Consider the following 21520-nt stretch of genomic DNA (forward strand, 5'->3'; position numbering starts at 1 on the left):
CTTCGCTACGGCGTTGAGGTAGGATTGCTGCGTCGCCGGTGACAGATTGCGGACCGTCATGTCCTCGATCATGCGGCGGCGAAGTGGGCTGATCTCAGCCATCGGAAAACCTCCTGTCNNAAGGGTTGGGCTTCGAAAACCCGCAATCCTCTCAGACAGGAGGCAATCCTTGCTATGCCTCCCTACATGCCGCGCCAGCGGCTTCGTTCAATCCCAAATGATTCAATCCGATCGGGAACCGCTCTAGATCGTGCTGGCCTGCGAACGTGAGCCGAGCAACGCCGTCGTTGCGACGCGGCTTGGTGTCGGCCCCCATACGATCGGCAAATGGCGCAATCGCTTCATCGCAAATCGGATCGAGGGGCTCTACGACGAGATGCGTACCGGCCGGCCCCGCACCGTTGAGGATGAGGCTGTGGCCGAGCTGATCACCAAGACGCTCGCTCGCAAGCCCAAAGCTGCAACCCATTGGAGCGTGCGCGCGATCGCCAAAGAGACGGGGATTGCCAAAAGCACCGTTCATCGCCTGTTCCAACTCTTCGGTCTGCAGCCTCACCGCACCCGCAGCTTCAAACTCTCGACTGATCCCTTCTTTGTCGAGAAGCTGCGCGACGTGGTCGGGCTCTATCTCAATCCGCCTGACAAGGCCGTGGTGCTTTGCGTCGATGAGAAGAGCCAAATTCAGGCCCTCGAACGAACCCAGCCCATGCTTCCTATGGGGTTCGGCTACATCGAAGGTGTCACCCACGACTACCAGCGTCATGGCACGACCACCCTGTTCGCCGCCCTCAACGTGCTCAACGGCGCAATCATCGCTCAATGCAAACCGCGCCATCGTCACCAGGAATTCCTCGCCTTCCTGCGTCACATCATCCCAAGGTCAGGGCCTGGCTCGCCCGCCGTCCGCGTTGGCACATTCACTTCACACCAACCTACGCTTCCTGGCTTAACCAGGTCGAACGCTTCTTCGCACTCATCACCCAACGCGCAATCCGACGGGGATCGTTCGATTCCACCGCCGACCTCGTCAAAAAATCGACCGCTTTATCCGCACCCACAATGCAGATTCACGCCCCTTCATGTGGACCGCTACCGCCGACTCCATCCTCCAGAAACTCGCGCGACTTTGTCGGCGAATTTCCGGGACAGAACACTAGTCATCTGGAATACAAGTTCGTCACATAAAAGATCGCTGGGGGCTCAGAAGGAGAGCGCTTGTGGCGAATGCAGGTGTGAGAGGCCGACCGACCGCGCCGTTGGTGCTGAGTCCGCAGGAGCGGACATACTTGGAGAGGCAAGTTCGTCGTCAGGGTGTTGCCCGGTCGCTATCTGAGCGATGCCGCGCGATCCTGCGGTGTGCGGATGGCCTGCCAAGCAAGTCCGTGGCTACCGAACTCGGTCTCTATGAACACACCGTTGACAAATGGCGCCGCCGATTTTTGAAGGATCGCTGCGATGGCCTGCTTGACGAGGCCCGCCCTGGCCGCCCTCGCACCATCAACGACGATCAGGTTGCCGCCGTGATCGAGCGAACGTTGCGGACGACAGCGGCCGACGCGACGCACTGGTCGATCCGCTCGATGGCTGCGGAAACTTGCTTTTCCCACACCACGATCCGCCGAATGTGGGCGGCGTTCGGCTTGCAGCCGCACCGTAGCCAGACATTCAAGCTGTCGAGCGATCCGCTGTTCGTCGACAAGGTGCGCGATATCGTCGGCCTTTACCTATCCCCGCCGAACCGAGCCCTTGTCCTCAGCATCGATGAGAAAAGCCAGATTCAGGCGCTCGATCGCGAGCAGCCGGTTTTGCCGATGATGCCCGGCGTGCCGGAGCGTCGTACGCACAGCTATGTGCGACATGGTACGACCACGCTATTTGCCGCGCTCGATGTCGCCTCGGGGCTCGTCATCGGCAAATGCTACAAAAGCGCCACCGGGCAGTCGAGTTCTTGAAGTTTTTAAAAGAGATCGATGCTCAGGTTCCTGAAGGTCTCGATGTCCATATCGTTATGGACAACTACGCTACCCACAAGACACCCAAGATCAAGGCCTGGCTCGCCCGTCGGCCGCGCTATCATGTCCACTTCACGCCGACTTCCGCGTCATGGATCAATCAGGTCGAGCGCTGGTTCGCTGAACTCACCAGAAAGCAGATCCAGCGCGGTTGTTCACACCTCCGTCAGGCAGTTCGAGGCCGACATCCGTACCTTCATCGACCTGCACAACAAGAACCCGAAGCCGTTCAAATGGACCAAGTCCGCAGACCAGATTCTGACCTCGGTCAAACGCTTCTGCCACAAAGCTTTGGCGAACTTTAGATCCACGTGACTACGACGCGCTTGGCATCAGTGCGTCATCTAGCATCAATCGATTTGTCTAATGAGATCACATCGTGCTGCGTGGGATGCACGGACCTCTTGGCTGCGAACCATGCTAGCAAACCGTTGCGGAGCCAAAAAACCTACTCCGGCCCAACTACTACGATTCTCTCTAATGGAGTTCTATGAACACCCGCGCTGAGCCCGCGGTCCTGCCGAATCGAGGCCGTAGCGATGCGTCAAGGAGCTTAAGTATGCTACCCATGACTTCTTCGGCCGACTAATGCCGATGCCAAGCCTTCATCTGGACCAAAGACCCGATAAAATCATCGCCATCTCAGACGTGAGCGGTCCACCCACTTGACGTTCCTATCCAAGGAATGAATAGATCCTCCTGTTGCGATAGGTTCGGCTTCGAGGCCGGCATGTGCCTGTGCAGCTGGCCTACGGAAACTGAGTAGAAGCCTGTCGAGAGCTGGCGGCGTCTCCGCGGCCGCTGCTGACAAATTGCTCCGGCTGACCGATTGAGCGGACCAATGTCGAATGTTGCACAGTGGGGATTCAACGACCCGTCGCAAGCTTCCGCATTGAGGGTCAGGCAGTCGATCCTCGCGCACGGCTACCGCACTAATTGTTTATGCGATGTAATCATCTATGGTGTGCTCAGCGCCCAATCGGAAGATCGTCAAAACACGCCTGCAGCTCCTGAGGTCGCGTTAGAGCCCGAAACAGTGCTGGGGCCTTCTGGGGGCGAGCGGATTAGTACCGATAGTGATCGCTCTTGTAGGGGCCTTTCGGCTCCACGCCGATATAGTCGGCCTGGTCCTTGCGCAGCTCGGTGAGCTTCACGCCGATCTTGGCGAGGTGCAGGCACGCGACCTTTTCGTCGAGCGTCTTCGGCAGCACGTAGACCTTCTTCTCGTACTTGTCGTCCTTGTTGTTGGCGAACAGCTCGATCTGCGCCAGCGTCTGGTTGGTGAACGATGCCGACATCACGAAGCTCGGATGGCCCATCGCGTTGCCGAGGTTCACGAGGCGGCCTTCCGACAGCATGATGATGCGATGCTTGTCGGGGAATTCGATCTCGTCGACCTGCGGCTTGATGTTGGTCCACTTCAGATTGCGAAGCGCCGCGATCTGGATCTCGTTGTCGAAGTGGCCGATGTTGCAGACGATGGCGCGATCCTTCATCGCGCGCATGTGCTCGATGGTGATGATGTCCTTGTTGCCGGTGGCGGTGACGAAGATGTCGGCGCGCGGCGCCGCGTCTTCCATGGTGGTGACTTCATAGCCTTCCATCGACGCCTGCAGGGCGCAGATCGGATCGACTTCCGACACCATGACGCGGCAGCCGGCCTGGCGCAGCGACGCCGCCGAACCCTTGCCGACGTCGCCGAAGCCCGCGACCATCGCGACCTTGCCCGACATCATCACGTCGGTGCCGCGGCGGATGCCGTCGACCAGCGACTCACGGCAGCCATAGAGGTTGTCGAACTTCGACTTGGTGACGCTGTCGTTGACGTTGATGGCGGGGAACAGCAGCGTGCCCTTGTTCGCCATCTCGTAGAGACGGTGCACGCCCGTGGTGGTCTCTTCCGAGACGCCCTTGATGTTCTTGGCAATCTCGCCGAACCAGCCCTTCGGCTTCTCCTTCAGGAGGCGCTTGATCAGCGCGTAGAAGATCTCTTCTTCTTCCGAGCCCGGCTTGTCGAGGAACGCGGTGTCGCCGTTCTCGGCGCGGACTCCGGCATGCACCAGCATGGTGGCATCGCCGCCGTCGTCGAGAATCAAGTTCGGCGTGCCGCCGCCATGCCAGTCGAACAGCTTCGCGGTGTAGTCCCAGTATTCGGTCAGCGTCTCGCCCTTCACGGCGAACACGGGAATGCCGGCCGCGGCGATCGCAGCGGCGGCGTGATCCTGCGTCGAATAGATGTTGCAGGAGACCCAGCGGATGTCGGCACCGAGCGCGGCGAGCGTCTCGATCAGCACCGCGGTCTGGATCGTCATGTGCAGCGAGCCGGCGATGCGCGCGCCCTTCAGCGGCTGCTTCGGGCCGAACTCTTCACGGGTGGCCATCAGCCCGGGCATCTCGGTCTCGGCGAGCGAGATCTCCTTGCGGCCGAAATCGGCCAGCGAAATGTCCTTGACGATGTAATCGGTGAAGCCGGGCTTCGCGTTCATGTCGAGCTTCCTGTTGTTTGAAAAAGTCATTCCGGGCGCTCGTGAAATGAGCGAACCCGGAATCCAGCGGTTCGAGATTCCGGGTTAGCCGCTGGCGCGGCGCCCCGGAATGACATTGGTGATCAGAGCGCGCGCTTCAGCGGCTCGACCAGGTCGGTCTTCTCCCAGGAGAAGCCGCCCTCGTTGTCGGGCGTGCGGCCGAAATGGCCGTAGGCAGAGGTGCGCGCGTAGATCGGGCGGTTGAGATCGAGATGGGTGCGAATGCCGCGCGGGGTGAGGTCCATCGCCTTTGCTGCGGCCTTCTCAAGCTGATCCTCCGACACCTTACCGGTGCCGTGGGTGTCGATGTAGATCGACAGCGGACGCGCCACGCCGATGGCGTAGGCGAGCTGGAGCGTGCAGCGATCGGCAAGACCGGCCGCGACGATGTTCTTGGCGACGTAGCGCGCAGCGTAAGCCGCCGAACGGTCGACCTTGGTCGGATCCTTGCCAGAGAACGCGCCGCCGCCATGCGGGGCCGCGCCGCCATAGGTGTCGACGATGATCTTGCGGCCGGTCAGGCCGGTGTCACCGTCGGGACCGCCGATGTAGAACTTTCCGGTCGGGTTGATGTGCCAGATGGTCTTCGGCGAGATCCAGTCCTTCGGCAGCGCCTCACGCACATAGGGCTCGACGATGTCGCGAATCTGCTTGGACGAGATGTCCTCGACCAGATGCTGGTGCGAGACCACGATCTCGCGCACGCCAACCGGCTTGCCGTTCTCGTACTGCACGGTGACCTGGCTCTTGGAGTCCGGGCCCAAGATCTTCTCGCGGCCGGAATGGCGCGCTTCGGAGATCAGCCGCAGGATCTTGTGGGCGTAGAAGATCGGCGCCGGCATCAGGTCGGGCGTCTCGTTGGTGGCGTAGCCGAACATGATGCCCTGGTCGCCCGCGCCCTCTTCCTTGACCTCGCCCGGCTGGAGCGCGTCAACGCCCTGCGCGATGTCGGCCGACTGCGGATGCAGGAGGATCTCGATATCCGCGGTCTTCCAGTGAAAACCTTCCTGCTCGTAGCCGATGTCCTTGATCGCGCCGCGCACGACGCTNTCGATCTGCTCGTTGGTGACCGATGCGGGACCACGGGTCTCGCCCGCGATCACGACCTTGTTGGTGGTCGCAAGCGTTTCGCAGGCAGCGCGGATCTGCCACGGGTCAATGCCTGCTTTCGGTCCTTCGCGGTAGAACAGATCGACGATCTCATCGGAGATCCGGTCGCAGACCTTGTCCGGATGGCCTTCAGACACGGACTCGCTGGTGAAGAGATAGGACGCTCGCATCAGTAACCCCTTGTCCCGCCCCGTTGGGCGGTCGTTTGCGATGTTTACTTTTGGATTATGTCANTCACGCCGGCGCGAGATGACGTAGGATTCGTCGTAAAACCAGAGCCCGTTGTGTTTGCGCAGCACGTCCCTGGCGGCATCCAGAGTGCGGCCGTTTTGAGTCATTTCTGTCAATCGGTCGTCCTCGATCTCTCGCTGAAGATCGGGATCTAGTGGCGATCACACAAGCGCGAGCCGCATCCCGCCGCAAGCACAAGGTCCGCTTTGAATCTGCGGTCGAAGAAACCTGTATTCGTGTCGGCGCTCGTGAAACCAAAAGTCAGCTCCACTCGTTCAGAGTTGCGGTCAGGCGACGCAAGCCCCTGCCAAGTATTTCAAGCTCAATGCCGTAGGAAAGCCGGAGACCTGTAGGGTCGCCGAACGCTGTGCCCGAGACTGTCGCGACACCAGCGTTCATCAATAATGCCTTGACGACGTCGTCGGCGTTGAATTCTCCGCTATCGCCGGTGGCGCGCCGCTGAAGCCCGCAGAGATCGAGGTAGAAGAAGAATCCGCCTTGGGCAGCGGGCGGCGGTACCAATCTCAGCTTTGAAAAGATCGAGAGTCCAAGTGTTCGCGCGTCCGCAATGTGGCGCTGCAATGCCAATTCGAAGGCTGAATCGCCGGACCTCAGATGATACAGCAGCGCATGCTGCGCAATGACATTGGGATGCGATGTTGTATTGGTTTGTAGCGCCTTAACCGCACTGATAAAAGCTTTGGGTCCAGCAATATAGCCAAGGCGCCAACCGGTCAGGGCCAAGGACCTCGAAAATGAATTGACGATCAATGTGCGGTCGCGTGCCTGGGGCGCCACCGATAGGATGGGGTGATGGGTATGTGGGGGATGAGCAAAAGCTCCGTCGCATTCGTCGAAGATTATCCAGAGGTTCCGTTCCCTCGCGAGTTGTGCAATACCAGCAAGGGTGTCGCGGTCGTAGACCGTGCCCGTCGGATTGTTCGGTGTGTTGACCATGATCGCCTTGGTTCTTGACGTGATGGCCCGCGGCGAGATCTGTCGGCATAGGCACATAACTGTTGTGCCGAGTCTCGACAAAAATCGGTGCGCCGCCAGCAATAATGATCTGTGTGGGGAATGTCGTCCAGTAGGGGGCGGGGATCAGTACTTCGTCGCCGGGATTTAGAAGAGCCATCGCCGCGTTGAAGAGCGCTTGCTTAGCGCCACTCGTCACAGCGATTTCGTCTGCTGACCATGGCTGAGCCGTCTCGGCGGAAACCTTGCTCGCAAGCGCATGGCGTAGCTCCAGCAATCCGATCGCATCGGTATAGCGGTTGAGATTGCCATTAATCGCTGCGATCGCACCCTCGCGCACCGACGGAGCGAGTTCGCTCCAGATCTCTCCTGCGGTCAAATCGATAATGTCCTCGCCGCGTGTAGTACCCTGCCTCGCGGCGGTCCTCGTTGCAGTGCGACCCCACAATTCTACCAAGGCTGTCCGGTGCGCCAACACGAGCGCTCTCCCTCGAAATAAATGTAATCGTTGCTGCACTGATCGGAAGGCTTGCCGGATATTTTGGCAAAGAGATTCCGGTGCTGAACAGACACAACTCAGCTTCGATGCTGGATCGCTTCTGACGGCGAAATTAACTTGTCTCGCGTCTTTGCCTCCGTCGAGCAAAGTGAACTACTGTTACAAGCGGACCGTCTTGTGCATAAGAACCCATTACCTTTGTTCGGTTGGAGATACAGCGCGTTTGCTCGGATGAGTTTGTCGTACCCCAATAGGGCGAAGACCTCGTCTAGCGTCGCAATATGGGGCTCAATACTCGCAATGCCTTCCTTAGCCATGATGCGACCGCAGACCCGGTGCACGGCCACTATTGCAGCTCGCATGGAGTGATTGGCCCAGATCACCGTGGAGATGCGCGCGTCGCGATATGCAGAGACTGGCGTTCGGTAGTTTTTTTTGGGATGATCACGATTGGCAATCGAGTCTGCCAAGCACTCGCAAATAAGGATATCGTCCGCGGTGCTTTTTCGCGAGTGAATGAGGATCGCGTCAGCCCCCGCGTCGGCGCAAGCGTGAGCGCGCGAAACCGCTTCGTCCATTTCACGACCGACAATCAACGCTTCGATCCCTACGACGAGAACCAACCCCTACGACGAGAACCAACTCTTGTCCAACTGTATCCCCCACTGCTCGCAGACGGCCGGAGAACTCACCGATGTCGGCGAGGGCAGGCCGCTCGCACAAGTTCATTTTCGGAAAACAGCTGTCCTGCAGTGCTAGGCCGGTAGCCCCACGTTGCCGGAGCTTGCGTGCTAAGAGACGCGCATTGTCGAAATTTCCGAAGCCGGTATCGCCGGCAACGAGCACCGGTAGCTTGCACGAGTCCACGATGCGTTCGACCACGTCGACGAGTTGGCTCCAAGAGGTCTCATTGGCATCGCGGAAGCCGAGAGAGGACGCAATTGACGGGCCTGACGCCCAGAGAGCTTTGAAACCTGCGCGCTGGGCGATTGCTCCCGAAAATCCGTCATGGGCTTCCACAAGATCCGTCATGGGCTTCCACAAGAAAGGAGAGGTCATGGTTCGAGCAAATCTGAGGTCGAAATATATTGGCAGGTGGCGAGTTCGCACCTCGATCGGGTTCGGTTGCGCGAACAGATCTATGTTGCATGCCAAGTATCCTAGGAGGCGTGACCTGCGCTGCCTTGACTAGGCTCTGATTGGCACGTCTGCCTGATCTCGATCAATTGCTAGCGCTGGTAGTTGACAGGAGCACAAAGCGCTGGATGTCGACAACAGTGAAAAGGACCGCTCGCGAGCGTGCAGCCCTCAGCTTTGAGTGGTCGGCTTTTGGGAGTGCGAGAAGGAATTCGTATGCCGCGTCTTGCTCCACGGATGTCGGGGCTGACGCAAACGGCGCTGTCGCAGTTCCGACGTAGGTCGCAGTGCTTCAAGTCGGTAAAATCTGGCGATCCGTTCAAGTGCTTGTCTTGATGGCGAAGTTTCGCGTTGGCCGCGAGTGGTATGACACTTGCTGCACTCATCTCAGAGCCTTGCAAAGTTCTTGGAGAAGTGCGTGCACAGCATCATCTGCATAAAACAGGTTCCCGAGTCCGCTCGAATTCGCGTGCGGCCTCTCACCAATATCAGCGAGCGCCCGAGCGGTGACAGTCATCGATCGCCTCGAACGGCTCTTGTTGGAAGGGGAGTTCGACGGCGAAATCACTTTCCTCACAGTAAAACCTGCAGACGGACTAGATTGGCTTTTCAGGGCGCTGTCCTTATCCGAGCCCGCCGTGCTCTTCGCCGATCCCGTGTTCGCCGACGCCGGCTCACTGCCGGTCAGCTATGCGCCGGCGGCCGCGATCCTCAAGAGTTTGCAGGAGATATAATCCGGCCGAGCTTATCTTCGCTTGCAAGCAGATCGTCAATCGTAAGTTTGAACAGCCGGAGACGGGCATCAGGCGGACTTGCGCACTGCAGCTCACGCAGCTGGGCAAAATTGGGGCGGAGAGTCTCGTCGCGCGAGCGACCAGCTGATGCTCGACCGGCGGATCGCAGGACCGTCAAGGCCATTCACTCTAGGGCGGAATATCGGCCAAGCGTATCCCGCATAATGGTCGGGCGTCGAGGGAACTACGTGGACTCCGCGATCCAAACCGGCGCAAACGCGCGGACGTTCCGACTTCGCCTGTATCGGCATCGTAGGCAGATCTTACCTGCGCTGAGAGCCGCTTGCGGTCCGCGGCTATCGCGGTATTCGCGCGATCGCATTGCGAGCGGAAACAGGTTGCGAGCCAATCGCGTCTGAAACAGGTTCAGTCGACGGCGCAATAAGCGGCCTTCTGGCGATCGCGTGAGGCGCCATATGAATCTATTTAGCTTCGTCGAATGCGCAAACCAAACGCAATCTTTGAAAGCGCTGTTTGATCTCCTTGTGAACTGTGCAAGCCAAGAGGGCTTCACTGAGGTCGCATACGGAGCGCTCACGTTCGCGGAGCCGCTTCGTCTACCGGGGTGCCCACCGCCTCTGGTGGCCATCAAGGCTCCGCCTGACTGGTGTCAGCGCTATTTGGAACGAAAATACTATACCGTCGATCCGGTGGTCCGGCGGACACCGATGTTTGCGGGACCATTTCTATGGGATGAACTCGCCAAAGAATATCAGCTGCAGGCATGTGAGCAACGCGTACTAGAGGAGGCCAGAGAGGCAGGCCTGAAGCGTGGCATCAGCGTGCCGCTATTTGGGCCATCAGGCCGAATATCTGTGGTGTCATTCGCGTCCCGTTTTGATGATGCCGATCCTCAGGGAAATGTGAAGCGTCTCAACGCGCTGGCTTGGCACTTCCATGTTGCATTTGCGGATATCGCAAGGCCCACCGACAGTGCCTGCGATAAGAAAGTCACCCTATCGGAGCGCGAAAAGGATTGCTTACGATGGGTGGCGGAGGGCAAATCATCCTGGGAAATCGGTAAGATACTGAATGTTAGTGAGAATACAGTGAATTTTCATCTTAAGAACGCAATACGAAAGCTCGGCACGGCGAACCGGACTCAAGGCCTGGTAAAGGCACTTCGCCTTGGTCTTATTGAATTTTCGGCGCCTGCGTTGGCAACGCCGATGGTCGCCTAGCTTGCTGCCGCGCCCGCTCGCATGAATTCCCATGAATGTGGTGAACCAAATCTAAGAATGAGCGTGGCTCGCGGCGGTATGGCCTCAACGCTGCGCATGTCGCGATGAATCGCCGCGGACGTCTATTACGTCGTAACTATGACCGAATTTCGCTGCCATTCATTCGGTTGTCGCCAGCAGACCAGCTGTGCCTGTGCTGGTGAATATTTACGGCGCTCGCCGGGATCAACCAGCGAACTCCCCCAGAAGGCACGTAGGTGCCTGCACCCAGATGAGTAGCTCAAAGAGCCCCGGCCCAAGGGTCGGAGCTCTCGATCGCGATTGCAGGTGAGAAGATCGTTATTTGAAGACCACGGGCCAGCCAAACTTGTAATTGAGCCGCGCGGTCACGAGATCGAAATCTTGACGGATGCGATCGTTCCCGAGCGTACCACCTCCAGCGGCAGCGAAGCTCACGTCGCTGGTCGGCATGAATACGTGGTCATACTCAACACCAGCTGACCAGTTCGGCGTCAGGTTGATCTCGAGCCCCGCACCAGCGACGCCCCCCCAACGTGTGGTGTCCGCGCTGCCAAGCTGCGTGCCTGGCGAAACGGAGTTGATCTGGTAGTCGCTGCTCACCACGGCGGCGCCCCCTTTTGCGTAGAGCAGCACGTTGCTGATGCCATACCCGATCTGGCCAGTGATCAGGCCGAACGAATCGATCCTCGTGTGATTGCTGTTGGCCGGAAAGGCCGTGCTGACATTGGAGCCGTTGAAATCGGCCCAGTTGCCCTGGCCTTCGACGCCAAGAACTGTCTGGCCGACCTGCCAGCGATAACCGATCTGCCCACCGACCGTACCGCCGCTTGCATTGTGGGAGCCCTCAGGGGTCGTGCCAGCGAAATCCCAGGAGTTGTGGCTCGAACCCCAGCCGCCGTTGATACCAGCATAGAAACCACTCCAGTCGTAGAGAGCGACCGCGACTGGTCCGGGCGGCGGAGGCGCCTTGGTGTAGACCGGCTGTGCAGCGAGATCCGCAGCGAATGCAGGCGCCGCAGCGCTGAGTGCGACGATGCTCGCAGTCATAAGCAACATGTTCTTCATTTCGAGCTTCTTCCTTTAGAGGGCCCCCGGCCGCGCGCGTCATAACAGCGCCAACGCGAATTGCTGTAACTGCGGCGCAACATTCACTCTCAAAGAATCGGCTTGATTCTGACGCTGCGTGAGGTTGTACGCTAGAATATCACTAACAATGAACGCAGCGATCTGTATCAGATACGTACAGGAGTTTCGACAATGTAATTGGTGGCCGTGGGTCGAAGCTCGTTGACGAAGGACGGCCACGGTATGCTTTCGGTGATGGACAACAATTGGAGTGCGGCGCGAGTGAATTTAGATGTCAATGACAACTCGTGTGCTTTCCTCGAAGTTGTCGTGTCCATCTGTGAGAGGATAAGCGCGGCGAGGATGCCGTGCTGTATCGGCAATTGGTTCATGGAGTGCTGCGCGGTGGGTCATCACCGCCTCAATCGTACCGACAGGGCCGCGCGCGCCGAAGTGATTCCCTATACTGAACCGGACTAGCAGTTCGATAATGCTTTGCTGCATGCGCAGCAGCGAACGTCAGAGTGCCGATGATCGGTGCGTCTTCGGCCTTCGGACACAGCGATGTCTGAGATGGATGGAGCGCCGCTCGCAGGTCTTCGATGGGATCGTGAACCTGGCGATGCACTTTTCGGGAGCGACTGCCTTTTTCTATCTGATTCCTACCGGTCCAATTTGCGCCACGGGATGAGCATGCTGACTTGTTTTTTGTATTGGCCGTACTGCTCCCCAAATAGCTGGAGAAGATCCCGCTCTTCGAAGAAAATTCCGACAAAGATGTAGGTGGTGGTCACTGCTGCAAACAGTAGATGTCCGATTGTCATGGCCGGCGCGGCCCAGAACGCGATGATGAAGCCGAGATAGGTGGGATGTCGCACGAACTTGTAGTACAGCGGCGTCCGGAACTGCGGAGCCGGTATGCCGCGCCCCCTGAGGTTGGCGGTGACGTGACGTAGTCCGAACAATTCGAAATGATCGATTAGAAACGTGCTGGCGAACACCAGCGTCCAGCCGATGAATGATAGTGTCCCAATCATTACGGATACGTCGGGGTCCTCGACGTGCCAAATAATTGCCGGAAGCGGCCGCCACTGCCAGAATAGCAACATCAGGCAAAGGCTCGCGATTAGCACGTAAGTACTTCGCTCGATGTAGTTCGGAACATATCGTGTCCACCAGTTCTTGAACCACTTGCGCGCCATGCCGGTGTGCTGGAGCAACAGAGCCATCAACAACATGTTTATGGAAAGCGCGTCGACGACGGACGTGTAAGGCCCCGTGTCAATCGTCTTTGGCACGCCTATGCCGGTTACGAAGCCGACAGTGTAGACAATGGTGACAAGAAAAGCCGCGTAAGCGAGCAAGCCGTATAGAAGAGCGATCAATCGTAATGATCGAATCTGGGAAGCTGCTTGGCCTATGGACTTCACTTCAAGCATGGATTGACTCCGCTTTCAGGAAATGGCTTGCCTAGGCCGCGTGGCGGTGCAGGGTCTGAAAATCACGCGATCAAAGCCTCGCGGTCCTTCACATGCGTCCGTGATGCAGCTTATGCGGCCAAATGCCTCGATGATTATCAACAAAGAGCCGCTGACCGTGTGCAGAGAGCGCAGGTTCAACCAAGGAAAGCTCCTGTGATTATCCCCTGAACGACATGATAACGAGCAGGTCTCACCATGAACTCCTGGCGCTGTGCGGTGCGAGCAACATTGGCTGCGGGGCCTTCGTCCTCATCCCAGCAAAGGGCGTGCCGATAGCGGCGCAGCTTGCCCGACGCGAGAACGCCCGTGCTAGCGGAGGCTCCAAATGAAGAATGCTGAGGCTTGTTGGATTTCTGACATCGGCGTAGCCATCTCATACGACTGGCAAGATGGGCGCCTATGTGACGCCCCCTCGCGCCGTGCTTGCGTGAGTTTGGACGATGGTGCGTCCTACGGCGAATCGGTTTCGTGGTGCTCTAACACGCTTCATCTCTCGATGCGCCGGTGGTTCGAGTTGGCATGTCCGGACTTCCAACATCTTACCTGGTCATTGGGATTGACGCCGCCAGCCGCCGAAGCATGCCTCGCGATGAGCGATTCAAAAATCGGCGGGATGAGACCTGCGGCATGGTCGTGCGGCCCGGCTTTGCTGAGCATTGGGAGCGGATCGATTGTCAGTCGCTGAGCATTATATTTTCACGACGCAAGCCACCTGATATAGAAGACGTTGCTTTCAGCTCTCGTCCCGATCATTTGGTGAGGTCTCGATGTAACAGAATGACTGAGGCGCGGCAGTCGCTCGATCAACTCGAGCAGAGGACCGCTAACCCGTCACCTGATCGCAGACGCGAAGAGCGGCGAAACACTCCTCGATCAGCGTCGTCGGCGCTCCTGCTACGGCTATTTCGTGTTTCTTAGTCACTTTCGAAAGCGGCTGTTCGCCGCGTTCGAGCAAGGGATGCAAAGCACGCCCCGCATCCCCTAAGTCTCCAGACCGTGACCCATTCAAATATGGCGGCGATCCGAACAGCTATCATAGGCCTGCTATCCAAATGCGCAGAAGATTACGCGCCTCAGGCCGTGCAAGGCCCTGAGCCGTCGACAATCGCAGTGCTGTGGTGGGAAAGAAGCGCTTGAAGTGACTGGCGCGTCAGGTTGTAGGCTGGAGTCAAAATAATGTGGGCATTGGCAGCGTCAAAAGCTCAGTTGATGCTAACATTGGAGTGATTTGTGGTTGAAGGAACTTCGCCGACAGAGCCGCCAGGGCACGGAAAGCCATCGCTCTCCGCTCCAGATGATGATCCCTATCTCTGGCTGGAAGAGATGGAGGGCTCGCGGGCACTTGACTTTGTCGAGCAGCAGAATGGCAAAACTTTGCAGGTGTTCGGCGGAGCGACATTCACGCAGGATCGCGACGAGTTGGCTTCGATCTACGCCCGGGCGGACAATATACCGTATGTCAGCCGGCACGGCGACCATCTCTACAACCTTTGGAAAGATGCTAATAATCCGCGGGGCCTCTGGCGTCGAACCAATTTAGAAGAATTTCGAAAGTCCAAGCCGTCATGGGACGTTCTACTCGATATGGATCGGCTCGCGGCTATTGAAGGCGAGGACTGGCTTGTAAGCTGGATCGCCATGCTGCCTGGTAGCTCGCAAGTCATACTCGCTCTGTCACGGGGCGGCAGCGATGCCGTGACGCTGCGCGAGTTCGACATGGCCACGAAGAGTTTTGTGCCCAATGGTTTTGTGCTTGAGGAAGGGAAGAGCAGTGCCACTTGGGTCGATCAGGACAAGCTGCTGGTGTCCAGCGCCTATGGCGAGGGGATGGCGACAGTTTCGGGCTATGCCCGGACCGTCCGATTGTGGCGCCGCGGTGACCCCATCGAACGAGCGGCCGTGGTGTTTGAGACGACCGCCGATCGCATTGGCGTCGGCTGCACGATCGATCGAACCGGCCAAGAAAAACCCGTCTGGTTCACCGATCAGCTGGATTTCTTCAATTCCCACACATGGCTTGGAACCGAGTCAGGGGCGAAGATCAAGCTCGACCTTCCTACCGATATCTGGCTCCAGGCGCATCAGGATTGGCTCGCGGTCAAGCTCCGCTCGGCTGCGACAATCGCCGGAGTGATCTACCCGGCCGATACCCTGATCGGCATATCGTTGAGCTCCTTTCTTGCCGGGAAGCGCAATTTCGCGGTCCTTTTTGTGGCAAGCCCGCGGCGAGCACTGCAGGGATTTTTTTGGTCCGCCGGCAAGCTTATACTCTCCGTCCTCGACGAGCTAAGGCCGGTGTTCGGGATCTGCACGCCATCCGCCTCCACCTGGAACCGCGAGCGGCTGAATGCGCTTCCCGATATCGGCGTCGTTGATGTCTGGCCACTTGATCGCGATCCATCCGAGAGCAATGGTGACCTGCTTGCGAAGATCCAGGATCCGCTCACGCCTCCGTTACTGATGCTTTTGGAGCAGGGTGTCGCCAGTCCAGCCGTGCTGAAGGAGGCGCCGAAGACCTTTGTTGCTGATGGTCTGGTGGTCACTCAGCATGAGGCGATCTCGGTCGACGGTGAGCGCATTCCCTATGTCCAGACCGGCCCGAAACAGGAGACGGGCGAAGCGCCCGTCCATATGAGCGGTTACGGCGGGTTCGGCATCTCAGTGAAGCCGTACTACAATTCCGCGCTCGGCAAGCTGTGGCTCGAGCGTGGGGGTACCACGGTGCAGGCACATTTGCGCGGTGGCGGTGAGTTCGGCACGCGATGGCACGATGCTGGGCGGCTGGCCGGCAAGCGGCTCTCCCATGATGATTTCGCGAGCGTTGCGGCCGACCTTGTCCGCCGCGGCGTCACACAGGCAAAACGGATCGCGGCCGAGGGCGGATCGAACGGCGGCATTCTCATCAGCAATATGCTGACCCGGTACCCTGAGCGTTTCGGCGCGCTGTTCTGCACCATCCCACTGATCGACATGCGCCGCTACACCAAGCTGCTCGCGGGCGCGAGTTGGATCGCGGAATTTGGCGATCCTGACAAGCCCGAGGAATGGGAATGGCTCAAGACCTATTCCGCCTACCATATCGCCGAGCCCGGGCAAGACTACCCGCCGATCCTGATCGCCACGACGCGGCGGGACGATCGCGTTCATCCCGGGCACGCTCGCAAGATGGTCGCCAAGCTTCAGGCGATGGGCTATGAGGCTTATCTCTACGAGCCGGATGCTGGCGGTCATGGCTATGGCCGGGACAACAAGGAGCAGGCTGGCTTTCAGGTGCTGGGCTTCCAATTCCTGAAAAGCAAGATCGGCTGGCTGGACGCGTAGGCTTAAGCGAGCTTCGCCCCTACGATCCCGCAAACCAGCCTGAAATTGCTGGCCGGAGTTTTTGGCGACCTGGACAGCGCGAGGCGCCGAATCGAGCGCGGGCTTCTCGAGTACTCTTCGCAACGCTCGTTCAGCATTGCGTCCGTGCAAATCAATGTGTAAGGCCCAGATTTATACTTACCAGTGACATATTCGCGTGGCCAGCAGCTAGATTAGCTTCGATCTAGATGGGCCGCTCCTGAGCTTGGAAAAAGTGACGGATATCCGATGGGTTCAGGAGGCCTTGCGCATGCAACCCACGCATGCTTGGCAGTTCCACTTTATCCCTGCTAGATGCGTGCTCAGAAATGCCAAGGGAGTTATTATGGCCAAGACGCTGAACAAGAAGATTGTACGTCGCGAGTACACGAAGACGGACGTAAAGGAACTGCGCGCACACTCGAGGGCGAAAACACCCGTTGCAAAAATCGCGAGGCTTACAAAGCGAACCACCGGATCGCTGCGTCAGAAGGCGCGAAAATTGGGCATCGCGCTCGGACACCGACGGTAGTCAGCGCGCCGCAAGGGTAGAAGCACCGCGCGGAAGCACTTGAAATAAAATCGAGTACATCGGCAGGAAGAAGCTCAGCGTTATCTATGTTCGGCGTCATGCACTCACCGCCATTATCCGCCGGCGGTGCCCATGAGGCCAGCTCGTGCGGAACGCAAGGCGCTGCCGGGCAACCGGATGACGTCAACAGCTCGGCGGCATTATCGAATGCCGCCGAGATCTCACCGGCCACTCCATCGAACGCGCCTGTGTCGATCGGGAGCTATTTGTCGAACCTGCGCCGTGTCCTGATTTTCGGCCAGAAGCGCCGCGTCTTTGGCGCAAACGCGAGCTCAGGCGCCACTCTTCCACGGACCCTGTAGACTGGTCGCATGAAGGGCGACGGCCATCTCGGCCGCTGATATCTATCGCTACGAGACTGGCACGGCCAACGTGATTGGGCACTGCGATTGGCCAATAGACCCGGCCCAATCTTCGCCTAGCTGGCGCTGCTGTTGTGGCCTGGTTCTGAACGCTTTGCTCGATTAGTCGTCACCCAAACCGCGCTTATAACCGAAGACCGTCGTTGCCGGACGTTGGAAGTCATCCCTCCCGTTCGGAAGGCATATTAGTCCTGACAACGCATGTTGATGGAGCCACCCCTCGAACTCGCAGACGTATTGGACCGGCGCGTCATTACTGGGTAAAACTCGGGGGTATATCACAGTTCGAATCGGCCATTTTCCGCGAGCGTCCGTAGCGATCTCGTGTACAGCTTTGTATGCAGCTTATCCAATCTCGCTAATCCCTCCTCAATCAAATTCGTCGGAAGGTAGCTAAAGCACAGGCGTACATGCTGCCCACTTCGTGGGCCATAATGACGGCCGTGCACAAGATGCACGTCGTGCTCGCAGCGCGCAGCCTCAATGAAAGCTTCAGCCTCAACTCCAGCGGCGAGCCGTACCCAAAACGAGAAACCACCCCTTGGAAGGAGATAGTCCGGCTCGCAAAACCGGCTATCCTGCAGCAACGTGTTCAAGCTGTCGCGCTTGGCACGATAATGCTGGCGTAGTCGCACAATGTGCGTATCAAGTGCGTCCGACTGCAGCAACGATAAAACAATATTGCTGACAATAGGGCTGACGCCGCCGTCGCATTTGAGGCGTGCCAACCTGGTGATGACATCCGAGTCTGCAAGGACCCAACCCACTCGCAATCCCGGTCCAGCCAGCTTGGAGATGCTGTGGATATTTATGACGTTGCCGCCTGGCGGCAGCCAATCAGCTACACCGTTGTACGGCAACTCCGAATAGACGAGATCCTGTACCAACGCCACCCCATGCTGGGCTAACATCGCTGCAAGGCGGGCCATATGGGCGCGCGATATCTGGCGCCCAGTCGGATTATGAAATGCTGGCGTCGTGTAGAAGAGTTTCACGCGGACATTGTGACGCAAGGTCGATTCAAGTTCGTTCAGATCGACGCCATCGGCGCTCATCCCAAGCTGGAGGATGGTGGCGCCCGCGATCGAAAAGATGCGCAGTGCACCGAGGTAAGACGGGTCCTCGGTCAAAACGACATCCCCCGGGTCGAGCCAGGCATCGCCGATCAATTGCAAAGCTTGTGAAGCACCAGTGGTAAGGATAATCTCCTCATGCTGCGCATTATAGCGTTGTGCGAGCTTTGTTCGGAGCTTGGGTAAACCGACCGCATCCGTATACTGAAGCAGATCAGCGGTGGCGACGCCGGTATTTTGGCTTAATGCGTCCGGCCAGGCCAGCTCTGAGAACATCGTCGGATCGGGAAGCCCATATCCGAAATTGATGGCGTGCTTCGCAGCTGAGTAGTTGAACGGTGCAAAGCCCTGAGCGAGGGAGCTGCGCGTCGAGACAGGCGAGTTCATGGCTTGCTCATTCATACTGCTGTCTTACTTAGCTGGCGCCTGCGAAAACGCTCATTGTACGCTGCGATGAAATGCGTGGGTACCGCGGCGCTGAGGCGTGGGAAGTCTATCTTTGGTGGCAGGCCAGCTTTTGCTGCCAGCCTCCCGAAGGACGGCTGCCATGCTGCACCGAAGAAATGCCGGCCATATCGGATCGAAAGTTCAGGTACCACAGGGTACAGTAGGCTCAGGAACAGCGAGAGTTCCATGGCGTTCCACATGCCGCTGTTGTCACGCGCAAAATCGGCTACCTCGAAGTACCTATCGACGATATGAAGCGCATCCCAGAATCGGAGGTCCTCGATTGCATCCGCGTAACGTTGAGCCAGGATGCGCAAACGAGATCTCAGACGTCTAGTGTCCAATGTGCGTGCGTTGTTGGCATATTGGCGCAATGCATCTTCCCAGACCCGAAGCTGTGATGCCGCCGTGACCAGCCCGTCAACATTAAACTCGTTTTCGTCAGTGCCGAATGGCCGTGCAATTCGAGCGAGCGCGTAGCGAAGTCCATTGGGATCCACCTCGCGCGCTACCTCGTCGGCCCATAGCGCATGGTCGCGACTGGTCGAAAATTTTTCGCCCTCGAGCTTGTAGAAATCTTGGATCGAGTGGTTTGTGGGAATTGGATAGCCACGCGCGAGCAGGGCGCCGGTCACACCTATCGTGTAGTAGAAGCGATTGTCCTGGCCCATGAAAAACATAAGGCGGGTGCTAGGGTCGTGCATGGTTGATTTGGCGTCCAGAAAATCATTGGCGCATTGCTCACGAATTCCGGTGTCGAAGCACCATAAGCCTTCAAACCATGTGAGCAGGGTTTGGCCGAACAAGGCTTCTGGGGTTAGTAGCTCCACACCATGACTGAAGTGGCGCGACATCGGCAAACCATGCACATCGCTGGCCAGCCAAGCTCGCGCCTTCTCCCGCACGGCCTTGGGCCATGCGCTTTGTCCAATGGCTGCGTCCAGCGCCTGGGCGAGGCGGGGCGTGTCGAACACGGCCTGCTCAACAGGCCTTAGTACAAGATTGTGGCCGCAGGTGGTGTGCCGGGCATTGCATAATGTGTCGTGGCGAATTGCCAGGCCACAGTTCTCACACAAGTTACTGTCGGTCGCTGAATTGCATGCCAGACAATTCCCGATTGCCAGCGAGTCCGCGACAAATTCATCGCAATGCTCGCAATAGAGTTGGACACCTTGGCGGACCTCAACGTAACCGGCCTCCTGCAGCTCGCGGAAAATTGCTAGCGCGTTCTCCTTGTGTATCTCGCTGGACGTGCGAACAAAGACATCAGGCGTGATGTGAACCGCCCGTAGGCACTGCAGGATCTCGTCAATGTGCTTTTGCGCGACCTCGCTAACGGGTTGACCGAGCTTGCGCGCCTTTAGAAGCGTATACGTGCCATGCTCATCCGCGCCCGTGATGTAGTGCGCGCGATGGCCGGCCATACGCTGAAAGCGCACGAAGATGTCAGCGAGCAGGTATACGCCGCCGACGTGACCGAGATGCAATTTGCCATTGGGGCAGGGGGGAGCTGGACAGACGAAATAGGTGCGCATGTCAATCCCACCAGATGGAGAGGAATTTCAGAGTATTCTCCTGGCTCAGATTGCGGATAGCGTGGGTCTGGTGCGGGGGCATGTAGAACAAAGTCACGTCCTTGACCGACCGGATCTGCCCGGAGGCCTCGAACTCTCCCTCACCGGAAATCAGCACCCATAATTCGTGCTCATGGTGCGCGTGCAGATCGACCGCGCCACCGGGGGTCACCTCAACGACCGAGGCACCGAACTCGGGGCTGAGATCATCCGGCAAATGCTCCAGTAAGCGACAAACCAGCACGCCATATTCGGTTCGCATCAGGGAGCGATCGATCTGCTTCGTGTACACGTCGTCTTTCCTAAAGAGTTGCGATCACTCACGATAAAATATGCCGTTAGGCGTTTTCAGATCCTGGAGATCTGCGATCTTGCCCTCCGGTGGGTTATAGGCACGCTTCATCCGGTTGTATTCGGCACGATCAGGACCGCCAGTGGATGCCCGCTGGAACACCAAATAGAGTGTGCGGCGAGAGCGATCGCTCTTGTTCGGGAGTGAGTAGTGGGGCGCGTAGTCGTCGAAAACAAACACGTCGCCGGCCTTCCAGGGCACCGGTTCCCATTCAAAGCTCTCGGCCACTTCCGGGTTGATGACACCGCCGGCATCCATGGGAAATACTCCTTCCTTATGCCGCCCCGGAGTGAAGAATAGACCTCCATTGTCAGGAGCCGAATCGTCGATCGCAACGGCTGCTATGGCATGCACCATTCGATCCGGGAGCTTGTGGGGGATGTGATATATGTCCTGATGTGGGCGGTACCCGCCGCTATCGGGATACTTGAAGATCAGCAGCTCCTTGAGCATCCGCGTGTCTTCATCGAGTAGTTTTTCGATCGCCGTGCAAATGCGACCGTCAGCCAGCAGCGTCTGGCGTAGCGCATCATGGTAGTCCAGGAAGTTCTCGACCTTTGAGATGATCTTGCGATCATCTGTGGTCTTCTCGAACCACATCATCCATTTGTCGACGCTTACTTCCCAGCGTGCGACGTCCTCCACAAAACCAGAGATCCTGTCGCGCGTAGGTGCATCAAAGAAGCCTTCGAGTCGAAGATATCCATCCTGATGCCATTTCGCCTTTTGTGCGTCGGTCAGCATTTTGCG

14 protein-coding genes and 4 pseudogenes are annotated in these 21520 nt (G+C 58.1%); 5 read left to right on the plus strand and 13 right to left on the minus strand.

The features are described from left to right. A pseudogene (locus tag YUU_RS61745) lies at positions 1 to 102 on the minus strand (integrase); the annotation flags it as partial. A gap of 145 nt (positions 103 to 247) precedes the next feature. On the opposite strand from YUU_RS61745, the pseudogene YUU_RS57375 reads away from it, so the two are divergent. Together YUU_RS57375 and YUU_RS53385 are read left to right on the plus strand one after the other, a co-directional pair. Continuing rightward, positions 248 to 1157 (plus strand): annotated as a pseudogene (locus YUU_RS57375) (IS630 family transposase); the annotation flags it as partial. A gap of 60 nt (positions 1158 to 1217) precedes the next feature. Then, positions 1218 to 2327: pseudogene (locus YUU_RS53385) on the plus strand (IS630 family transposase). Between the two features lie 749 nt (positions 2328 to 3076). On the opposite strand, the gene ahcY reads toward YUU_RS53385, so the two are convergent. The 6 genes and pseudogenes from ahcY to YUU_RS62965 all read right to left on the minus strand — a co-directional run bounded on the left by ahcY (position 3077) and on the right by YUU_RS62965 (position 8384). Next, positions 3077 to 4498: an adenosylhomocysteinase gene (ahcY, locus tag YUU_RS0139850; RefSeq protein WP_027527274.1), complete on the minus strand. Its 1422-nt coding sequence runs from the start codon at positions 4496 to 4498 to the stop codon at positions 3077 to 3079. Positions 4499 to 4620: 122 nt separating this feature from the next. Continuing rightward, entirely contained in the window at positions 4621 to 5817 is a 1197-nt protein-coding gene (gene metK / locus YUU_RS0139855) for a methionine adenosyltransferase (RefSeq protein ID WP_027527275.1), read from the minus strand. 322 nt (positions 5818 to 6139) lie between these two features. Further along, the gene (locus YUU_RS62950) at positions 6140 to 6835 is read right to left on the minus strand and encodes a pyridoxal phosphate-dependent aminotransferase (RefSeq protein WP_371260560.1); all 696 of its coding nucleotides are present in this window, start codon (positions 6833 to 6835) and stop codon (positions 6140 to 6142) included. Between the two features lie 121 nt (positions 6836 to 6956). Further along, a pseudogene (locus YUU_RS62955) lies at positions 6957 to 7370 on the minus strand (aminotransferase class I/II-fold pyridoxal phosphate-dependent enzyme); the annotation flags it as partial. 59 nt (positions 7371 to 7429) lie between these two features. Next, positions 7430 to 7930 (minus strand): isocitrate lyase/phosphoenolpyruvate mutase family protein, encoded by a 501-nt coding sequence (locus YUU_RS62960; RefSeq protein ID WP_063621814.1) that lies wholly within the window; start codon positions 7928 to 7930, stop codon positions 7430 to 7432. Position 7931: 1 nt separating this feature from the next. Continuing rightward, positions 7932 to 8384: an isocitrate lyase/PEP mutase family protein gene (locus YUU_RS62965; protein ID WP_371260561.1), complete on the minus strand. Its 453-nt coding sequence runs from the start codon at positions 8382 to 8384 to the stop codon at positions 7932 to 7934. Between the two features lie 611 nt (positions 8385 to 8995). On the opposite strand from YUU_RS62965, the gene YUU_RS0139875 reads away from it, so the two are divergent. Then, the gene (locus YUU_RS0139875; protein WP_035664657.1) at positions 8996 to 9223 is read left to right on the plus strand and encodes a hypothetical protein; all 228 of its coding nucleotides are present in this window, start codon (positions 8996 to 8998) and stop codon (positions 9221 to 9223) included. 476 nt (positions 9224 to 9699) lie between these two features. Then, complete coding sequence (locus tag YUU_RS0139880; protein WP_027527277.1) at positions 9700 to 10464, plus strand: LuxR family transcriptional regulator; 765 nt, start codon at positions 9700 to 9702, stop codon at positions 10462 to 10464. A 339-nt stretch (positions 10465 to 10803) separates the two neighbouring features. Here the strand turns inward: YUU_RS0139880 and YUU_RS0139885 are convergent, their stop codons facing one another. Continuing rightward, positions 10804 to 11550: an outer membrane protein gene (locus tag YUU_RS0139885; protein WP_027527278.1), complete on the minus strand. Its 747-nt coding sequence runs from the start codon at positions 11548 to 11550 to the stop codon at positions 10804 to 10806. A 662-nt stretch (positions 11551 to 12212) separates the two neighbouring features. After that, positions 12213 to 12989, minus strand: coding sequence for a methanethiol S-methyltransferase (mddA, locus tag YUU_RS0139895; protein WP_027527280.1), 777 nt, complete (start codon positions 12987 to 12989; stop codon positions 12213 to 12215). A 1272-nt stretch (positions 12990 to 14261) separates the two neighbouring features. On the opposite strand from mddA, the gene YUU_RS53400 reads away from it, so the two are divergent. Next, a complete protein-coding gene (locus tag YUU_RS53400; RefSeq protein WP_051390149.1) occupies positions 14262 to 16352 on the plus strand; it encodes a prolyl oligopeptidase family protein in 2091 nt (696 codons plus the stop codon). A gap of 1250 nt (positions 16353 to 17602) precedes the next feature. Here YUU_RS53400 and YUU_RS0139920 read toward each other — a convergent pair. From YUU_RS0139920 to YUU_RS0139935, 4 genes are read right to left on the minus strand one after another with little or no spacing between them, the layout of a single operon-like run. Continuing rightward, positions 17603 to 18784 (minus strand): PLP-dependent aminotransferase family protein, encoded by a 1182-nt coding sequence (locus YUU_RS0139920; RefSeq protein WP_027527283.1) that lies wholly within the window; start codon positions 18782 to 18784, stop codon positions 17603 to 17605. 11 nt (positions 18785 to 18795) lie between these two features. Beyond that, positions 18796 to 20379: a class I tRNA ligase family protein gene (locus tag YUU_RS0139925; RefSeq protein ID WP_027527284.1), complete on the minus strand. Its 1584-nt coding sequence runs from the start codon at positions 20377 to 20379 to the stop codon at positions 18796 to 18798. Between the two features lies 1 nt (position 20380). Next, positions 20381 to 20710 (minus strand): cupin domain-containing protein, encoded by a 330-nt coding sequence (locus YUU_RS0139930; protein ID WP_027527285.1) that lies wholly within the window; start codon positions 20708 to 20710, stop codon positions 20381 to 20383. Positions 20711 to 20734: 24 nt separating this feature from the next. Next, positions 20735 to 21514 (minus strand): phytanoyl-CoA dioxygenase family protein, encoded by a 780-nt coding sequence (locus YUU_RS0139935; RefSeq protein ID WP_027527286.1) that lies wholly within the window; start codon positions 21512 to 21514, stop codon positions 20735 to 20737. Between the last annotated feature and the right edge of the window lie 6 nt (positions 21515 to 21520).

This window comes from Bradyrhizobium sp. Ec3.3 (assembly GCF_000472925.1).
Taxonomy (GTDB): domain Bacteria; phylum Pseudomonadota; class Alphaproteobacteria; order Rhizobiales; family Xanthobacteraceae; genus Bradyrhizobium.